13 protein-coding genes are annotated in these 16125 nt (G+C 69.4%); 9 read left to right on the plus strand and 4 right to left on the minus strand.

What is annotated here, in order from left to right; translation table 11 throughout:
* Window positions 1–111 precede the first annotated feature (111 nt).
* The 6 genes from ACW4TU_RS26360 (at window position 112) to hemB (ending at window position 7229) form a co-directional block, all read left to right on the plus strand.
* Window positions 112–387, plus strand: coding sequence for a glutaredoxin family protein (locus tag ACW4TU_RS26360; protein WP_164414037.1), 276 nt, complete (start codon window positions 112–114; stop codon window positions 385–387).
* 346 nt (window positions 388–733) lie between these two features.
* Window positions 734–1534 carry a redox-sensing transcriptional repressor Rex gene (locus tag ACW4TU_RS26365; protein ID WP_457417249.1) on the plus strand — a complete coding sequence of 267 codons (801 nt, stop codon included), beginning with the start codon at window positions 734–736 and terminating at the stop codon, window positions 1532–1534.
* Window positions 1531–3351, plus strand: a complete 1821-nt coding sequence (locus ACW4TU_RS26370) for a glutamyl-tRNA reductase (RefSeq protein ID WP_457417250.1) — start codon at window positions 1531–1533, stop codon at window positions 3349–3351. Before ACW4TU_RS26365 ends, ACW4TU_RS26370 begins: the two co-directional genes overlap by 4 nt.
* Complete coding sequence (gene hemC / locus ACW4TU_RS26375) at window positions 3348–4328, plus strand: hydroxymethylbilane synthase (protein ID WP_457417251.1); 981 nt, start codon at window positions 3348–3350, stop codon at window positions 4326–4328. The genes ACW4TU_RS26370 and hemC overlap by 4 nt, the downstream gene beginning before the upstream one ends.
* Complete coding sequence (locus ACW4TU_RS26380; protein ID WP_457417252.1) at window positions 4325–6031, plus strand: bifunctional uroporphyrinogen-III C-methyltransferase/uroporphyrinogen-III synthase; 1707 nt, start codon at window positions 4325–4327, stop codon at window positions 6029–6031. Before hemC ends, ACW4TU_RS26380 begins: the two co-directional genes overlap by 4 nt.
* 208 nt (window positions 6032–6239) lie before the next feature.
* Window positions 6240–7229 carry a porphobilinogen synthase gene (hemB, locus tag ACW4TU_RS26385; RefSeq protein ID WP_327695512.1) on the plus strand — a complete coding sequence of 330 codons (990 nt, stop codon included), beginning with the start codon at window positions 6240–6242 and terminating at the stop codon, window positions 7227–7229.
* Here hemB and ACW4TU_RS26390 read toward each other — a convergent pair.
* Window positions 7196–7390, minus strand: coding sequence for a hypothetical protein (locus ACW4TU_RS26390; RefSeq protein ID WP_457417253.1), 195 nt, complete (start codon window positions 7388–7390; stop codon window positions 7196–7198). The genes hemB and ACW4TU_RS26390 overlap by 34 nt on opposite strands.
* 295 nt (window positions 7391–7685) lie before the next feature.
* Between ACW4TU_RS26390 and ACW4TU_RS26395 the strand changes: the two genes are divergently transcribed.
* Window positions 7686–8603, plus strand: a complete 918-nt coding sequence (locus ACW4TU_RS26395) for an SAM-dependent methyltransferase (protein ID WP_457417254.1) — start codon at window positions 7686–7688, stop codon at window positions 8601–8603.
* Between the two features lie 133 nt (window positions 8604–8736).
* Here the strand turns inward: ACW4TU_RS26395 and ACW4TU_RS26400 are convergent, their stop codons facing one another.
* The gene (locus ACW4TU_RS26400; RefSeq protein WP_457417255.1) at window positions 8737–9537 is read right to left on the minus strand and encodes a DUF4253 domain-containing protein; all 801 of its coding nucleotides are present in this window, start codon (window positions 9535–9537) and stop codon (window positions 8737–8739) included.
* A 400-nt stretch (window positions 9538–9937) separates the two neighbouring features.
* Between ACW4TU_RS26400 and ACW4TU_RS26405 the strand changes: the two genes are divergently transcribed.
* Entirely contained in the window at window positions 9938–10294 is a 357-nt protein-coding gene (locus ACW4TU_RS26405; protein WP_457417256.1) for a DUF805 domain-containing protein, read from the plus strand.
* 238 nt (window positions 10295–10532) lie between these two features.
* Here the strand turns inward: ACW4TU_RS26405 and argS are convergent, their stop codons facing one another.
* On the minus strand, window positions 10533–12329 hold the full coding sequence (gene argS / locus ACW4TU_RS26410; RefSeq protein ID WP_457417257.1) for an arginine--tRNA ligase: 1797 nt from the start codon (window positions 12327–12329) through the stop codon (window positions 10533–10535).
* Window positions 12330–12766: 437 nt separating this feature from the next.
* On the opposite strand from argS, the gene lysS reads away from it, so the two are divergent.
* Window positions 12767–14545: a lysine--tRNA ligase gene (lysS, locus tag ACW4TU_RS26415; protein ID WP_457417258.1), complete on the plus strand. Its 1779-nt coding sequence runs from the start codon at window positions 12767–12769 to the stop codon at window positions 14543–14545.
* 102 nt (window positions 14546–14647) lie between these two features.
* Here lysS and ACW4TU_RS26420 read toward each other — a convergent pair whose 3' ends face one another.
* The gene (locus ACW4TU_RS26420) at window positions 14648–16099 is read right to left on the minus strand and encodes a DUF2637 domain-containing protein (RefSeq protein WP_457417259.1); all 1452 of its coding nucleotides are present in this window, start codon (window positions 16097–16099) and stop codon (window positions 14648–14650) included.
* Between the last annotated feature and the right edge of the window lie 26 nt (window positions 16100–16125).

Genomic DNA, 16125 nt, shown 5'->3' on the forward strand with positions numbered 1-16125 from the left:
CGAGAGGTTTGGAGGTTGTGAACTCTCCGCGACCGCACAGTTAAAGAACTGGTCCGGGTGCCGTGCCCTGGGCGTCGGACAGCTCCTCGGAGGGCGCGGGACAATGGGTGTATGGGTCCCCTCTTTCGGCGCGTCGAGCGTCGTACGCCACAGTCCCGGCTCGTCACTCTCATCCGGAAGCCCGGTTGTCATTTGTGTGATGACGCACAGGGAGTTGTCGAGAAGGTGTGTGCCGATCTTGGGGTGCCATGGGAACAGAAGGACATCACTCAGGACGAAGAACTCAACCGTGAGTACTGGGAACAGATCCCCGTCGTGCTCATCGACGGCGCCCAGCACACGTTCTGGCGCGTCAGCGAAGAACGTCTTCGCAAAGCCCTCACATAGATTCCCGATGGATTACCGAGTGGTCGAGTTCTGACCAAGTGCTGACCGAGCAGTCCAAGTGGTCCGGAAAGTCGCTTAGGATCGAGTGCGGTTCAGATCTCGGGGGCGGGATTCATGAGGAGTGTGTGAGGTTTTGCCCCCGAACGGTGTCTGTGACGGCGAGGGACAACGGTGCTTGTGTGCCGGTTCCATACGCGTGCGACGGGGGTGCGTGACCCCGGTCACGTTGGGTGGGCAAATCGGACACCATCTTTGTGCACGCGTTCACAAAGACATAGCCTGCATTCGACGGGGCGGTCCAGGAACGTGTGACCGCCTGCAGCCCCGCGCTACCCGCAGGAGCACCGTGGCAACTGGCCGAACTCACCGAACGGCGACCCGCAGCCGAGGGATTCCCGAGGCCACCGTCGCCAGGCTTCCGCTGTACCTCCGTGCGCTGACCGGACTGTCGGAGCGCTCGGTACCCACGGTCTCCTCCGAGGAACTGGCAGCCGCCGCGGGCGTCAACTCCGCGAAGCTGCGCAAGGACTTCTCCTACCTGGGCTCCTATGGGACGCGTGGCGTGGGGTACGACGTCGAGTATCTCGTCTATCAGATCTCGCGCGAACTGGGGCTGACCCAGGACTGGCCGGTAGTGATCGTCGGCATCGGGAATCTCGGCGCCGCCCTCGCGAACTACGGCGGTTTCGCCTCCCGCGGATTCCGGGTGGCCGCCCTCATCGACGCCGATCCCGCGATGGCGGGAAAGCCCGTCGCGGGTATTCCGGTGCAGCACTCGGACGACCTGGAAAGGATCATCGCGGACAACGGTGTGTCCATTGGCGTTATCGCCACGCCCGCCGGTGCCGCTCAGCCCGTGTGCGACCGGCTCGTCGCCGCCGGTGTGACCTCCATTCTCAACTTCGCGCCCACCGTGCTGACCGTCCCGGACGGTGTCGACGTACGCAAGGTCGATCTCAGCATCGAGCTGCAGATCCTCGCCTTCCACGAGCAGCGCAAGGCGGGCGAGGAGGCCGATGCGGCCGCTGCCGCCGCCGAGGCTGTGGCGGCCGAACCCGCCCCGGTGGTCGCGGCCAAGGTGCGGGGCGGCAGTGGTGGTCGTGGCAAAGGGCCTGACGGGGATGTTCCCGCCGTGATGCCGGCATGAGTCTCCTCGTCGTCGGGCTGAGCCACCGCAGCGCTCCCGTCAGCCTCCTCGAACGCGCCGCGCTGTCCCAGGACGCGCAGATCAAGTTGCTCCAGGACACCGTCGTCGCCGAGCCGGCCGCCGAGGCCGCGCTGCTCGCCACCTGCAACCGCATCGAGCTGTACGCGGACGTGGACAAGTTCCACGCGGGCGTCGCCGAGCTGTCCACCCTGCTCGCCCAGCACAGCGGGGTGGGGCTGGACGAACTCACCCCGTACCTGTACGTGCACTACGAGGACCGGGCCGTCCACCACCTGTTCTCCGTCGCCTGTGGGCTCGACTCCATGGTCGTCGGCGAGGGGCAGGTCCTCGGGCAGATCAAGGACTCGCTCGCTCTCGCGCAGGACCTGCACTCCGCCGGCCGACTGCTCAACGACCTGTTCCAGCAGGCGCTGCGGGTCGGCAAGCGTGCCCACTCCGAGACCGGCATCGACCGGGCCGGACAGTCCCTGGTCACCTTCGGGCTCCAGCAGCTGGCCGGGGGGAGGGGAGCCGGGGTTGCCGGGGGGTCGGTGGAAACCTGGGCCGCGGGCAAGAAAGCCCTGGTCATCGGTGCCGGGTCCATGTCCTCCCTGGCCGCCGCCACGCTCGCGCGGCTCGGCGTCGCCGAGATCGTCGTCGCCAACCGCACCCCGGACCGTGCCGAGCGGCTCGCGCAGATCATCAACGAGAACAGTGAGAACAGCCAGTACGAGGGGCCTGCGGACGGTACGGCGTCCGTGTCCGCCCGCGCGGTGCCGATCGAATCGGTGCCCTTCGAGCTGACACGTGCCGATATAGCCGTTTCCTGTACGGGCGCGACCGGGCTGGTCCTCACCGCCGAGATCGTCGCGGCGGCCGTCGAGGGCCGGGTGCCGGCGGACGAGGAGGCCGGGCTGTCCCCTCGTACGACCGCGCAGGGTGACGTACGGGACGTACGAGGGGTTCTGCCGCCCACCAGCATCGGTACCGACGACGGGTGTCCGCTGGATCTGTCCGCCGTGCAGGCCGGGCAGGCCGTGCAGGAGTCGGCCGGGTTCTCGGTGATGGGCGAGGCCGCCGTCGCCGGGATGGACGCGGCGACGCTGGAGCAGCACGCGGCCTGGGTCGACAACGGGACCGTCGACCGGCGGGACGCAGCCCGTCGTACGCCGGACGACGACCGTGAGCTGATCGCCGCGCTCGCCCTGACCGCGGCCACCCTCGGGCGCATTCCCGAGCAGCGGCGCCCCGAGATGCCGGCCGGTGTGCCGCGTCCCCCGGCCGTGCTCTCGCTGCTCGACCTCGCGATGCCCCGGGACGTCGACGCCGCCGCGCACCGGCTGGCCGGGGTGCGCCTGGTGGACATCGAGTCGCTGGCCGAGGCCTCGGCGGACGTTCCGATGGCGGCAGACGTGGACCAGGTCCGGCGGATCGTCGCCGACGAGGTCGCGGCCTTCGGGGCCGCCCTGCGGGCCGCGCACATCACCCCCACCGTCGTCGCGCTGCGCGCCATGGCCGCCGATGTCGTCGCCGGTGAGATCGCCCGGCTCGACGGACGGCTGCCCGGGCTCGACGAGAAGCACCGCGCCGAGATCACGCAGACCGTGCGGCGCGTGGTCGACAAACTGCTGCACGCGCCGACCGTACGGGTCAAGCAGCTCGCGGCCGAGCCCGGCGGCGCCGGGTACGCGGACGCGCTGCGCACCCTGTTCGACCTCGACCAGGAGACGGTCGCCTCCGTCTCCCGGGCGGACCGGGACGACGAGGACGCAGACCAGAACGCATGGACGAACGCCGGAAACCGAGGGCGAGCATGAGTGAGCCAGTACAAGGGGCGCTGAGACTTGGGACCAGGCGAAGTCAACTCGCCCTGGCCCAGTCCGGGAAGGTCGCCGACGCCGTGCACCGGCTGACCGGCCGGCCCGTCGAGCTCGTCGAGATCACGACGTACGGCGACGTGTCCCGCGAGGACCTCGCCCAGATCGGCGGCACGGGGGTCTTCGTGACCGCCCTGCGGGAGGCGTTGCTGCGCGGGGAGGTCGACTTCGCGGTGCACTCGCTGAAGGACCTGCCGACCGCGCAGCCCGACGACCTGGTGCTGGCCGCCGTGCCGGAGCGCGAGGATCCGCGTGACGTGCTGGTGGCGCGCGACGAGCTGAAGTTCACCGACCTGCCGCGCGGCGCGCGGGTCGGGACGGGCTCGACGCGGCGCACGGCCCAGCTGAACTCGTACGCGCGTGCCCACGACCTGGACATCGAGGTCGTACCGGTCCGGGGGAACGTCGACACCCGGATCGGGTTCGTGCGCAGTGGTGAGCTGGACGCGGTGGTGCTGGCCGCGGCCGGCCTCAACCGCATCGGGCGCGCCGACGAAGTGACCGACTTCCTGTCGGTCGACATGGTTCTGCCTGCCCCTGGCCAAGGGGCCCTGGCGATCGAGTGCAGAGCGGGGAACACCTCCCACGACTCTGACCTGATCGCGGCACTCGGCGAGCTCGACGACCCGGACACCCGGGCCGCCGTGACCGCCGAACGGTCACTGCTCGCCGCCCTGGAGGCCGGTTGCAGCGCCCCTGTGGGCGCGCTGGCCGACCTTCTGGCCGACGGGCAGATTGTCAAGGAGATGCGCCTGCGCGGCGTCGTCGGCACGACCGACGGCTCGACGCTGGTGCAGCTGTCCACCACCGGTCCCGTGCCCGAGACGTACGACCAAGCAATGGCGCTCGGCCGTGTACTCGCAGCCGAGATGCTTGCCAAGGGCGCGGCCGGTCTGATGGGGGAGCGAGCACAGTGAGCCCCACCACCCTTCCCGCCGGTCCGGACCATGGGCACGTCACCTTTCTCGGTGCCGGACCCGGGGATCCGGGACTACTGACTCTGCGCGCCGTCGAGGCGCTGGCGGTCGCGGACGTACTGGTCGCCGAGCACGAGGTGCTCGACGTCGTACGCCCACACGCCAGACAAGGCGTTGCCGAGTTCAACACCGAATTGGACACGCCTATTGGCAGCACGTATCCAGGCACAGGCACGCCTCAACTAACGGTTGTTGACGGCGCGTCAACGACCGCTGGTGTACCCGCTGTGCGGGATGCCGCACATCTTGTCATGGAGGCCGCGCGGGGCGGCAGGCGGGTCGTGCGTGCGGTGTCCGGGGATCCCGGGCTCGACGCGTACGCCGCCGAGGAGATGCTGGCGTGCGTGCGCGCCGGTGTCCCGTTCGAGGTGGTCCCGGGTGTCGCCGCCGCCGTGGGCGTGCCCGCGTACGCGGGTGTGCCGCTGCGGGACGCGCAGGGCGCGGACGTCCGGTTCGTGGACGCCCGTACGGCGTCGGACCGCTGCTGGACCGAGGTCGGGGCTTCGGACGGGACGGTCGTCATCTCGACGACCCTCGACTCGGTGTCCGCCGCCGCGGGTGAGCTGGTCGCGGCCGGGCGCAAGCCCGACACCCCGTTGACCGTGACGATCGCCGGGACCACGACGCGTCAGCGGACCTGGTCGGCCACGCTGGGGACCATCGCCCAGATGTTCAAGCAGGGCAAGGTACTGCCGTCGCCCGACGGCGGCCGGCCCGTGATAGCCGTGGTCGGCGAGCGGTTCGCCGCCGCCCAGCGCGAGCAGCTGTCGTGGTTCGAGAACAAGCCGCTGTTCGGGTGGCGGGTGCTGGTGCCGCGTACCAAGGAGCAGTCGGCGTCGCTCTCCGACCAGTTGCGGTCCTACGGGGCCGTGCCGCACGAGGTGCCGACGATCGCCGTCGAGCCGCCGAGGACTCCGCAGCAGATGGAGCGGGCGGTCAAGGGGCTGGTCACGGGCCGCTATGAGTGGATCGCTTTCACCTCGGTGAACGCGGTGAAGGCGGTTCGTGAGAAGTTCGAGGAGTACGGGCTCGATGCCCGCGCCTTCGCCGGGATCAAGGTCGCCGCGGTGGGTGACCAGACCGCCAAGGCGCTGGTCGCGTTCGGTGTGAAGCCCGATCTGGTGCCCAGTGGGGAGCAGTCCGCGGCCGGTTTGCTCGACGACTGGCCTCCCTATGACCCGGTCTTCGATCCGATCGACCGTGTTTTCCTGCCTCGGGCCGACATCGCCACGGAGACGCTGGTGGCCGGGCTCATCGAGTTGGGCTGGGAGGTCGACGACGTCACGGCCTATCGGACCGTGCGGGCGTCGCCGCCGCCGCAGGAGACCCGGGAGGCGATCAAGGGGGGTGGCTTCGACGCCGTTCTCTTCACGTCGTCGTCCACTGTGCGGAACCTGGTGGGGATCGCGGGCAAGCCCCACAACGTGACGGTGATCGCGTGTATCGGGCCGGCCACGGCGAAGACCGCCGAGGAGCATGGGCTGCGGGTCGATGTGATGGCTCCGGAGCCGTCCGTGCACAAGTTGGCCGAGGCGTTGGCGGACTTCGGGCTGCGGCGGAGGGCTTCCGCTGTGGAGTCGGGGGATCCCGTTACTCGGCCGAGTGAGCGGAGGCCGGGGGCTCGGCGGAGGCGGACGACTTAGTCCGGGGTGCGGTGGGGTGGCGGTGGGTTTGTTTCGCCCCCGCCGCCCCTTCCCGTCCCGTCCTCGGGGGCTGTGCCCCCGAACCCCCCTTTCGCGCTGAACGCGCTCGTCCTCAAACGCCGGACGGGCTGGGTGGTGCTGGGCAGTGCTGAAAGTGCCCGACGCCGCGTCGGTAAAGGGGTGGGCGGGGCGGGCGTAGCGTGTCGGTATGTCGAAGTACGGATCCTTTCCCGGTGCGCGTCCTCGGCGGCTGCGTACCTCGCCTGTCATGCGGCGCATGGTCGCCGAGACCCGGCTGCACCCCGCCGACTTCATCCTCCCCGCCTTCGTGCGGGAAGGGGTGAGTGAACCCGTTCCGATCTCCGCGATGCCGGGCGTGGTTCAGCACACCCGGGACAGTCTCAAGAAGGCTGCCGTGGACGCCGTGGCGGCCGGGGTCTCCGGGATCATGCTCTTCGGGGTGCCCGAGGAGGGGAAGAAGGACGCCCTCGGGACCCCCGGTACCGATCCGGACGGGATTCTCCAGGTCGCCATCCGTGATGTGCGGGCCGAGGTGGGCGACGAGCTGCTCGTCATGTCCGATCTCTGTCTCGACGAGACCACCGATCACGGGCACTGCGGGGTGCTGGACGCGGAAGGGCGCGTCGACAACGACGCCACCCTGGAGCGGTACGCCGAGATGGCCCAGGTGCAGGCTGACGCGGGGGCTCATGTGGTGGGCCCCAGCGGGATGATGGACGGGCAGATCGGGGTCGTCCGGGACGCCCTCGACCAGATCGGGCGCGAGGACGTCGCCATCCTCGCCTACACCGCCAAGTACTCGTCCGCCTTCTACGGGCCCTTCCGGGAAGCCGTCGGTTCCTCACTGAAGGGGGACCGCAAGACGTACCAGCAGGACCCCGCCAACGTCCGGGAGTCCCTGCGGGAGCTGGCGCTCGACCTGGAGGAGGGCGCCGACATCGTCATGGTGAAGCCTGCCGGGCCCTATCTCGACATCCTCGCCCGCGTCGCCGACGCCGTGGACGTGCCTGTCGCCGCCTATCAGATCTCCGGCGAGTACTCGATGATCGAGGCCGCGGCGGAGAAGGGCTGGGTCGACCGGGAGCGGGCCATCCTGGAGACCCTGACCGGCATCAAGCGCGCCGGCGCGCAGAACATCCTCACCTACTGGGCCACCGAGGCCGCCCGTATGTTGTGAGCCTGTGTGTTCGGTTGCGTGCGGGGGTCTTTCGCCGACGTCGACGACGGGCCCTCGTCCCGTACGCCCTGGCCGTCCTCGCACGCCGTGAGGGTGGTGAGCGCGACGAGCGCGACCGCCGTGGCGGCGAACAGGCGCGTACGGGAGGTGCGTACGGACATGGGCGTGCCCTTTCTGGGGGGAAGGGGAGGGTGACGGTGCCGTTCGGCTGGCAACAGCTTGTGCCGTGATCCGTCCCAGCACCATGTTTCGCGGCGGATCTGGGACGCCTGTTGCTGGACCAGTGCGCTGACCTGCGGGGATGGTGTCCCGTGCCGGGACGGTCCGGGACGGCGGGAGCGGGTCGCGGGACCGCCCGAGGGTCGATTTTCGATTTTCGAATATCAACTGCGGTCGGCAGCTAGGTTGTTGTCCGTTGAAGAGGTTTGGACACCAGGCTCCCCAGGATGAGGCCACATGAGCGGCGATGCTCTCAGCAAGGACCCCGCCGAGCTGAGAAGGAGGATCGACACCACCAAGGCCCACCCGGCCCGGGTCTACGACGTCTTCCTCGGCGGCAAGGACAACTACCCGGCCGACCGCAACGCGGCGGCCGCGGCGCTCGCCGCCAATCCGCGTGGCTACCTGGACGTCCGGCACAACCGTGACTTCATGCGCCGCGCCGTGACCGCCATGGCGACGGACGAGGGCATCCGGCAGTTCCTCGACATCGGTACCGGCCTGCCCACGCAGGACAACGTCCACCAGATCGCCCAGCGCATCGCCCCGGACACCCGGGTCGTGTACGTCGACAACGACCCGATCGTGCTCGCCCATGCGCGCGCCCTGCTCACCAGCGGGCCCGAGGGCCGTACCGACTACATCGACGCCGACCTGGCCAACCCGGCCCAGATCCTCGAACACGCCCGCAAGACCCTCGACTTCGACCAGCCGATCGCGCTCGTCCTCGCGGCGGTCCTGCACTTCGTGGCGGAGCCGGAGGCGTACGACATCGTGCGCGAGCTGGTCGACGCGCTGCCGTCCGGCAGCCGGCTCGTCCTCAGCCACCTCACCGAGGACCTGAACCCCGAGAAGATCCGCGCGGTCCAACGGACGTACACCGAGCGCGGGTTCACCTTCGTGCTGCGGTCCAGGGCCGAGGTGGAACGCTTCTTCGGGGAGAACGGGCTCACCCTCGACGAGCCGGGCGTCGTGCCCGCCCACCACTGGCGTCCCGACGGCGGCGCGCCGGTCCCGGAGCAGGTCGAGGCCGCGTACCTCGACTCGCTGGACGACATCGAGAAGGTCCGCTACCGCGACATCAACGACGTCACTGACGCCGACATCAACGTGTACGCGGCGAGTGGCCGTAAGGGGTCAACTACCCGGGACTAAAGTCCCGGGCTTGCACAACGGGCACCACTGGCGGTGGTGCGTCGTTTGCGTCCGGCCTCACGCCCGGATGTTCGGGATGAGGGGCGTGAACGCCCGGGAATCCTCGCAAGAACTCGCTGAACTCGGAGCGTGGTCAGTCCCACCAGAAGGACCAGGTCTGCTTGGTCAGCAGTTCGTGTTCGGCGTACGCGCGCAGGGTGGTGTGGGCGCCCTGCGTGATGTTGTCCGGGCAGAACGCGAAGTGCTCGGCGGCTGTCGCTTCGGCCTCGGCGAGGGTGGCCGGCGGGGCCGCCACGGACAGCACCAGCTGGTTGAAGGTGAGCGCCAGGACCCGTATGCCGAAGCGGTCCTCCCAGGAGCGGAGTACCGCGCAGAGGCGGGCCGTGTCGCTCTCGTAGTTCGCGGGGCCCGACCAGCCGATGGCGGCGGGGATGTCGGCGGAGCGGCGGGCGGGGACGAGGGCGAGGCGCGGTTCCTTGAAGGAGGAGCCGGGGGCGAGGAGCGCGTCGGCCAGGTGGGCGGCCAGTGCGTCGGCGTCGGCCTGCTCGGCGTCGGCGCCCACGGTGGCGGGGGCCAGGCCGGGCCAGGCCTCGTCCTGTGCCGCGTACTCCTCCCAGAACCCGGTGAGGACCTCCTCGGGGTCGTGGTCACCGGGGTAGGAGGTGTCGGCGGGCATCAACTCCCACTCCTCGGGCCCGCCTTGACCGCCGCCCACCTCTATGACCACCGGGAGGAGCCCTGCGGGCCGGCCCGCGTCGTGGTGCGTGGTCCAGGCGCCGGGGGCGGAGGGGGTGTCGGCGTGCCAGAGGAGGGGCTCGTGCCACGGGCCCTCGTCCGTCGCGTCGATCAGCCTCCCGGAGGGGAGGTCGAGGCCGAGTGCGCTGCCGGTCGGGTCGGCCGTGAGGTGGGGCAGCGGGTTGGGAAGTGTCGCCATGCCGGTGACTGTAGGGCCTGCCACTGACAACGGGCCCTGGGAGGCCTGGTGGGGGCTGGGGGAGGGCGGGCGGGCAACGGTTCGAGATCGGTACGGTGTCGGCACGGCCTCGAATGTGCGTCGGACTGGCGTAGAACTCGCAATGGTTCGGCGATGGTTCGGCAGCGGGAAGGGCTCGGTGCCGTGAACGCCCAGTGTTCGGAGCATCATCGGCGATGATCTTGCACCGATCTGTCCGGAAAACGATGCCTCCGGGTCGCCATCGGCTCCGTGTACTGGGCAAGTTGGTGCCCGTAACCTGCAACGTCAAACCCTATTGACGAGTTCCCGCCAATCTACGTAACTTCTCCCCTTGGCCTGATCCGCTCGGTAGGGCCCACATCGTTCCCTGGGGGATCCAATGAACTATTTCCTTGACGTACTCAAGAAGTACGCGGTGTTCAGCGGGCGTGCGCGCCGCAAGGAATACTGGATGTTCGCGCTGTTCGTCGCGATCATCAGCATCGTGCTGGCGATCATCGACGCCGCCATCGGCAGCCAGATCCTCACCCTTCTGTTCAGCCTGGCCATCCTGCTGCCCGGCTTGGGCGTCGGCGTGCGTCGACTGCACGACACGGGCCGCTCGGGCTGGTGGATCCTCTTCGGGATCGTCCCGCTCGTCGGCTCGATCACGCTGCTCGTCTTCGCCTGCCTCGAAGGTGACGCGGGCGAGAACAAGTACGGCCCCAACCCCAAGCTCGCACCCTCGTACGCCTGACGTTCGCACCGAGGGCATCGTCCCCGTGCCCTGGCCGCCCGGATCCGTCCGGGCGGCCTTCGCGTTGTTCGGGTCCAGGCAATCGTGGAAATCTGTACAACGCCTTCAGCAGACGATCGACAGACGTGGCCGGTACTCAGGGTGCAGGCCTCCGACTGACGGCCTGCGCCGGAAAGCCGGGTACCCGTCCGTCTCGGGGTACCCGGCTTCCGTACGGCCGGCTGTTGCCGCCGCTGTGTCAGAGGCGCTCGGGCGTCCTGATGCCGAGCAGGGCCATGCCCTGGTGGAGCGTCTTCGCCGTCATGTCGGACAGGAACAGGCGGTTCTCGGCGATGTTCTTCGGCGGGGCCGGCTTGATCACCGGGCACTTGTCGTAGAACGTCGTGAACAGTGACGCCAGTTGGTACAGGTACGCCGCCAGCTTGTGCGGGGCGTACTCCGTCGCCGAGTCCGCCACCGTCTCCGCGAACGCGTCCACGTGCAGGGCCAACGCCCGCTCCGCCTCGGCCAGTTCGAGTTCCGGGTGCGGCTGCGGGCGTACCTCGCCGGCCTTGCGCAGGATCGACTGGATACGGGCGTACGCGTACTGGAGGTACACGCTCGTGTCGCCGTTCAGCGAGACCATCTGGTCCAGGTCGAACTTGTAGTCCCGGTTCGCCGACGTCGACAGGTCCGCGTACTTCACCGCGCCGATGCCCACCTGGGCGCCCCGCTCGGCGACTTCGCCGTCCGACAGCTGGCCCAGGGAGTCCTTCTCCCGTACGACCGTCGTCGCGCGGTCGACCGCCTCGTCCAGCAGGTCAACCAGCCGTACGGTCTCACCCTCACGCGTCTTGAAGGGCTTGCCGTCCTTGCCGAGGACCGTGCCGAACGCCAGCTGGTACGCCTTGACGTCCTCGTCGTTGAGCCAGCCCGCCCTGCGCGCCGTCTCGAAGACCATCTTGAAGTGGAGGGACTGGCGGGCGTCGACCACGTAGACCAGGTTGTTCGCCTTGAGGCCGAACACGCGGTCGCGGATCGCCGAGAGGTCGGTGGCCGCGTAGCCGTAGCCCCCGTCGGACTTGCGGACGATCAGCGGGACCGGGTTGCCCTCCGGGCCCTTGATGTCGTCGAAGAAGACGCACAGGGCGCCCTCGCTGCGGACCGCCACGCCGGACTCCTCCAGGAGGCGGCACGTCTCGTCCAGCATGTCGTTGTAGCCCGACTCGCCGACGATGTCCGCGTCCCGGATCTCCATGTCCAGCTTCTCGAAGACCGAGAAGAAGTAGATCTTCGACTCGTCCACGAACCTCTGCCAGATGGCGAGGGTGGCGGGGTCGCCGGCCTGGAGGTCGACGACGCGCAGCCGCGCCCTCGTCTTGAACTCCTCGTCGGAGTCGAAGAGTTTGCGGGCCGTCTTGTAGAGGCGGTCGAGGTTCGACATCGCCTCCTCGCCGCTCGCTTCGGCGTTCGCCCGGTCCGAGTCGGCCGGCTTGTGGTCCAGCTCGTGCGGGTGCTCGTCCAGGTACTGGATGAGCATGCCGAACTGGGTTCCCCAGTCGCCGATGTGGTGCCTGCGGATCACGTTCTCGCCCGTGAACTCCAGGAGTTGGGCCACCGCGTCGCCGATCACCGCGGAGCGGAGGTGGCCTACGTGCATCTCCTTCGCCACGTTCGGCTGGGCGTAGTCGATGACCGTCGTGCCGGGGCGGGCGGCGAGCGGTACGCCGAGACGGGCGTCGGGGTCGGCGGCCCTGGCCGCGAGGTTCTCGACGATCGCCTTGTCGGTGAGCGTGATGTTCAGGAAGCCGGGGCCGGAGACCTCGATGTCCTTGATCACGTCACCGGACACGACGTTCCCGACGACCTGGGTCGCCAGCTCGCGGGGGTTGGCCTTGGCCTTCTTGGCGAGGGCGAGGATGCCGTTCGCCTGGTAGTCCGCACGGTCGCTGCGTCGCAGCAGCGGGTCCGCGGGGGGTGCCTCCGGCAGGGTTGCCGTGAGGGCGTCCGCGAGGCGCTGGTGGACGGTGGCGGTGAGGGACTTGACCGGGGCCATAGGAGTGGGTGCCGTTCTCCTGGTGGGTACGTGTGGATGGGGTCAGTATCCCATGGGGGGTAAAGGGGTTTTCCTGGGCGCGGGGGTGGTGGGTGGGTTGTTGTTTCGCCCCCGCCGCCCCTACCCGTCCCATCCCGTTCTGGGGGCTGCGCCCCCAGACCCCCGCCACGGCCCTGAACGGGCCTTGTCCTCAAGCGCCGGACGGGCTGGGGGTGCGGGCGGCGCTGAAGAGGACAGAAGTTCGCGCTGAAGGCGCTCGTCCTCAAACGCCGGACGGGCTGGAGGGTGCTGGCCGGTGCTGAGAGGTTCCGGGCAGGGGCCACGCAGGCGGCTCGCCGGTAACTCGTTTTCGTGGTTCTGGGGCCACCTGGGAGAATGGGGCGGTCAGCCGTCGGACCGTACCGGCTGGCCTTGAGGAACTCTCAGACAAAGAGGACGTGCCGATCGTGGCTCAGAGCACCGAGACCACCGACTGGGTCTCCCGTTTCGCGGATGAGGTCATCGAGGAGTCGGAGCGTCGAGCCCCGGGCAAACCTGTTGTCGTCGCGTCCGGGCTGTCTCCCTCCGGGCCCATTCACCTGGGGAATCTCCGGGAAGTGATGACTCCGCATCTGGTCGCCGACGAGATCCGGCGGCGGGGGTACGAGGTCCGGCATCTGATCTCCTGGGACGACTACGACCGCTACCGCAAGGTGCCGAACGGCGTCGACGGTGTGGATGCCTCCTGGGCCGAGCACATCGGACGGCCGCTGACCGCCGTACCGGCACCCAAGGGGTCCCCCCACCCCAGCTGGGCCGAGCACTTCAAGGCCGCGATGGTCGACGCGCTCGCCGAGCTCGGTGTCGAGTTCGACGGGATCAGCCAGACCGCGCAGTACACCTCCGGTGTCTACCGCGAGCAGATCCTGCACGCCATGAAGCACCGGCGCGACATCGACGCGATCCTCGACCAGTACCGGACCAAGAAGGCCCCCGGCGATCCCGCCAATTCCGGTAATCCCGGCAAGAAGCCTCAGCAGTCCCAGAAGGCCGTCGACGCGGCCGAGGTCGAGGCCGCCGAGGGGTCCGGGGCCGCCGCGGAGGACGACGGGAGTTCCGGGTCCGCCGGGTACTTCCCGTACAAGCCCTTCTGCGGCGGGTGCGGCAAGGACCTCACCACCGTCACCGCCTACGACGACGACACCACCGAGCTGACGTACACCTGCACCGCCTGCGGGTTCTCCGAGACCGTCCTGCTGAGCGAGTTCAACCGCGGCAAGCTGGTCTGGAAGGTCGACTGGCCGATGCGCTGGGCCTACGAGGGGGTCGTCTTCGAGCCGAGCGGTGTCGACCACTCGTCTCCGGGGTCCTCGTTCCAGGTCGGCGGGCAGATCGTCGACAGCGTCTTCGGCGGCAAGCAGCCGATCGGGCCCATGTACGCCTTCGTGGGTATCAGTGGCATGGCGAAGATGTCCAGCAGCAAGGGTGGTGTGCCCACGCCCGGCGACGCGCTGAAGATCATGGAGCCGCAGATCCTGCGCTGGCTGTACGCCCGCCGCCGGCCCAACCAGTCCTTCAAGATCGCCTTCGACCAGGAGATCCAGCGGCTCTACGACGAGTGGGACAAGCTCGACGCCAAGGTCGCCGACGGCTCCGCGCTGCCGGCGGACGTCGCCGCGCACTCCCGCGCGGTGCGTACCGCCGGGGGCGAACTGCCCCGTACGGCGCGGGCGTTGCCGTACCGGACGCTGGCCTCCGTCGCCGACATCACCGCCGGTGCCGAGGACCAGACACTGCGGATCCTGGGCGAGCTCGACCCCGCCGACCCGCTGGTCTCCCTCGACGAGGTGCGGCCCCGGCTCGACAAGGCCGAGGCCTGGATCAACACGCAGGTGCCGGCGGACCAGCGGACCATCGTCCGTCAGGAACCCGACACCGAGCTGATCAGGTCCCTCGACGAGCAGGGTCGGCAGTCGCTGCGGCTCCTCGTCGACGGCCTCGCCGACAACTGGTCCCTCGACGGTCTCAGCCATCTCGTCTACGGCGTCCCCAAGGTCCAGGCCGGCTTCCCCGCCGACGCCACCCCGAAGGAACTCCCGGCCGAGATCAAGGTCGCCCAGCGCACGTTCTTCGCGTTGCTGTACCACCTGCTCGTCGGGCGGGACACCGGCCCGCGTCTGCCCACCCTGCTGCTCGCGGTGGGGCAGGAGCGGGTGCGGGCCCTGCTGGGGGAGTAGGGGGCGCGTTCCCCTGACATCCCCTGATACGAAGGACGGGGCGCCCGGTGAACTCCGGGCGCCCCGTCCTTCGTACGGCCAGGAAAAATCAGATATCGGGGACTACGCGATGTGGTCGTCCTGGAGTTCCGCCGTGTGGCGGTTGGTGAAGCGGTTGACCATGCGGTCGGCTTCGCGCTGCGGGAGCTTCGTGCCGTACGTCGCTTCCACATCGCCTCGGAACTGGCCCGAGGTGGGGTAGCTGCCGTCTATCGACTTCTTGAAGACCAGGTAGTAGTCCTCCTCCGTCGGCTCCGTACCGCCGCCCGCACCCATTTCACGGGTGCGGCCCGGGCCGGCCGGGATCGGGAAGGTGCCGGTGTCCTCCGGAGAGGGCTCGGGCAAGGGCTCCGGGTCCGGGGCGGGGGCCGACGGCTCCGCGTACTGCTGCTGCGGGAACATCCGTTGCTCGAACCGCTGCTGCTCGAAGCGCTGCTGCTCGAAGCGCTGTTGCTCCTCGAACTGCTGCTGAGCCTCGTACCGCTGCCGGCTCTCGAACTGCTGCCGGTTCTCCACCTGCTGCCGGGCGTCGTACTGCTCGGCCTGCTGCTGCTCCGCGTACCACTGGGCGTCCGCGGGTCCGGGGTCGTAGGTCGGGTCGTAGCCGCCCTGGTACGCGATGGCCCGGGGGTCACGCGCCTGGAGCCACGGATTCTGGGGCTCGGCGTTGTCCGGCTGCCCGGCGGATTCGCCGCCCTGCGGTGCGGGGCGCTGCTCGACGGGCTGGGGCTGAGAGCCCGCCGCCGCGGGCTCCGTGGCACGGCTGATCGCGCCCGCGTCGGCCGTCTCCAGGGCGGGCTGCGGGGCCGGGGGCAGCAGGGCCGGTTCGATGCCGGCCGCCGCGAGGCCCGAGGGGGCCGTCTCCGCGAGGGGGACGCCGTAGCGGGCCAGGCGCAGCGGCATCAGGGACTCCACCGGGGCCTTGCGCCGCCAGGCCCGGCCGAAGCGGGCGTGCAGACGCGCCTGGTAGACGAGACGTTCCTGCTCCAGCTTGATGACCTGCTCGTAGGAGCGCAGCTCCCACAGTTTCATCCGGCGCCAGAGAAGGAACGTCGGCATGGGGGAGAGGAGCCAGCGGGTGAGGCGGACGCCTTCCATGTGCTTGTCGGCGGTGATGTCCGCCATCCGGCCGATGGCGTGCCGGGCCGCCTCCACGGAGACCACGAACAGGATCGGGATGACGGCGTGCATGCCCACGCCCAGCGGGTCCGGCCAGGCCGCCGCGCCGTTGAACGCGATCGTCGCCATCGTCAGCAGCCACGCCGTCTGGCGCAGCAGCGGGAACGGGATCCGGATCCAGGTGAGGAGAAGGTCCAGGGCGAGCAGGACGCAGATACCCGCGTCGATGCCGATCGGGAAGACGTAGCTGAAGTTCCCGAAGCCCTTCTTGAGGGCCAGTTCACGGACGGCGGCGTACGAACCCGCGAAGCCGATCCCGGCGATGACCACCGCACCGGCGACGACCACGCCGATGAGAACCCGGTGCATCCGTGTCAGTTGCAGTGGCGCGGCCACCCGTACTCCCCTCCCAGTGCGTGTTG

The organism is Streptomyces kryoterrae (assembly GCF_054072135.1).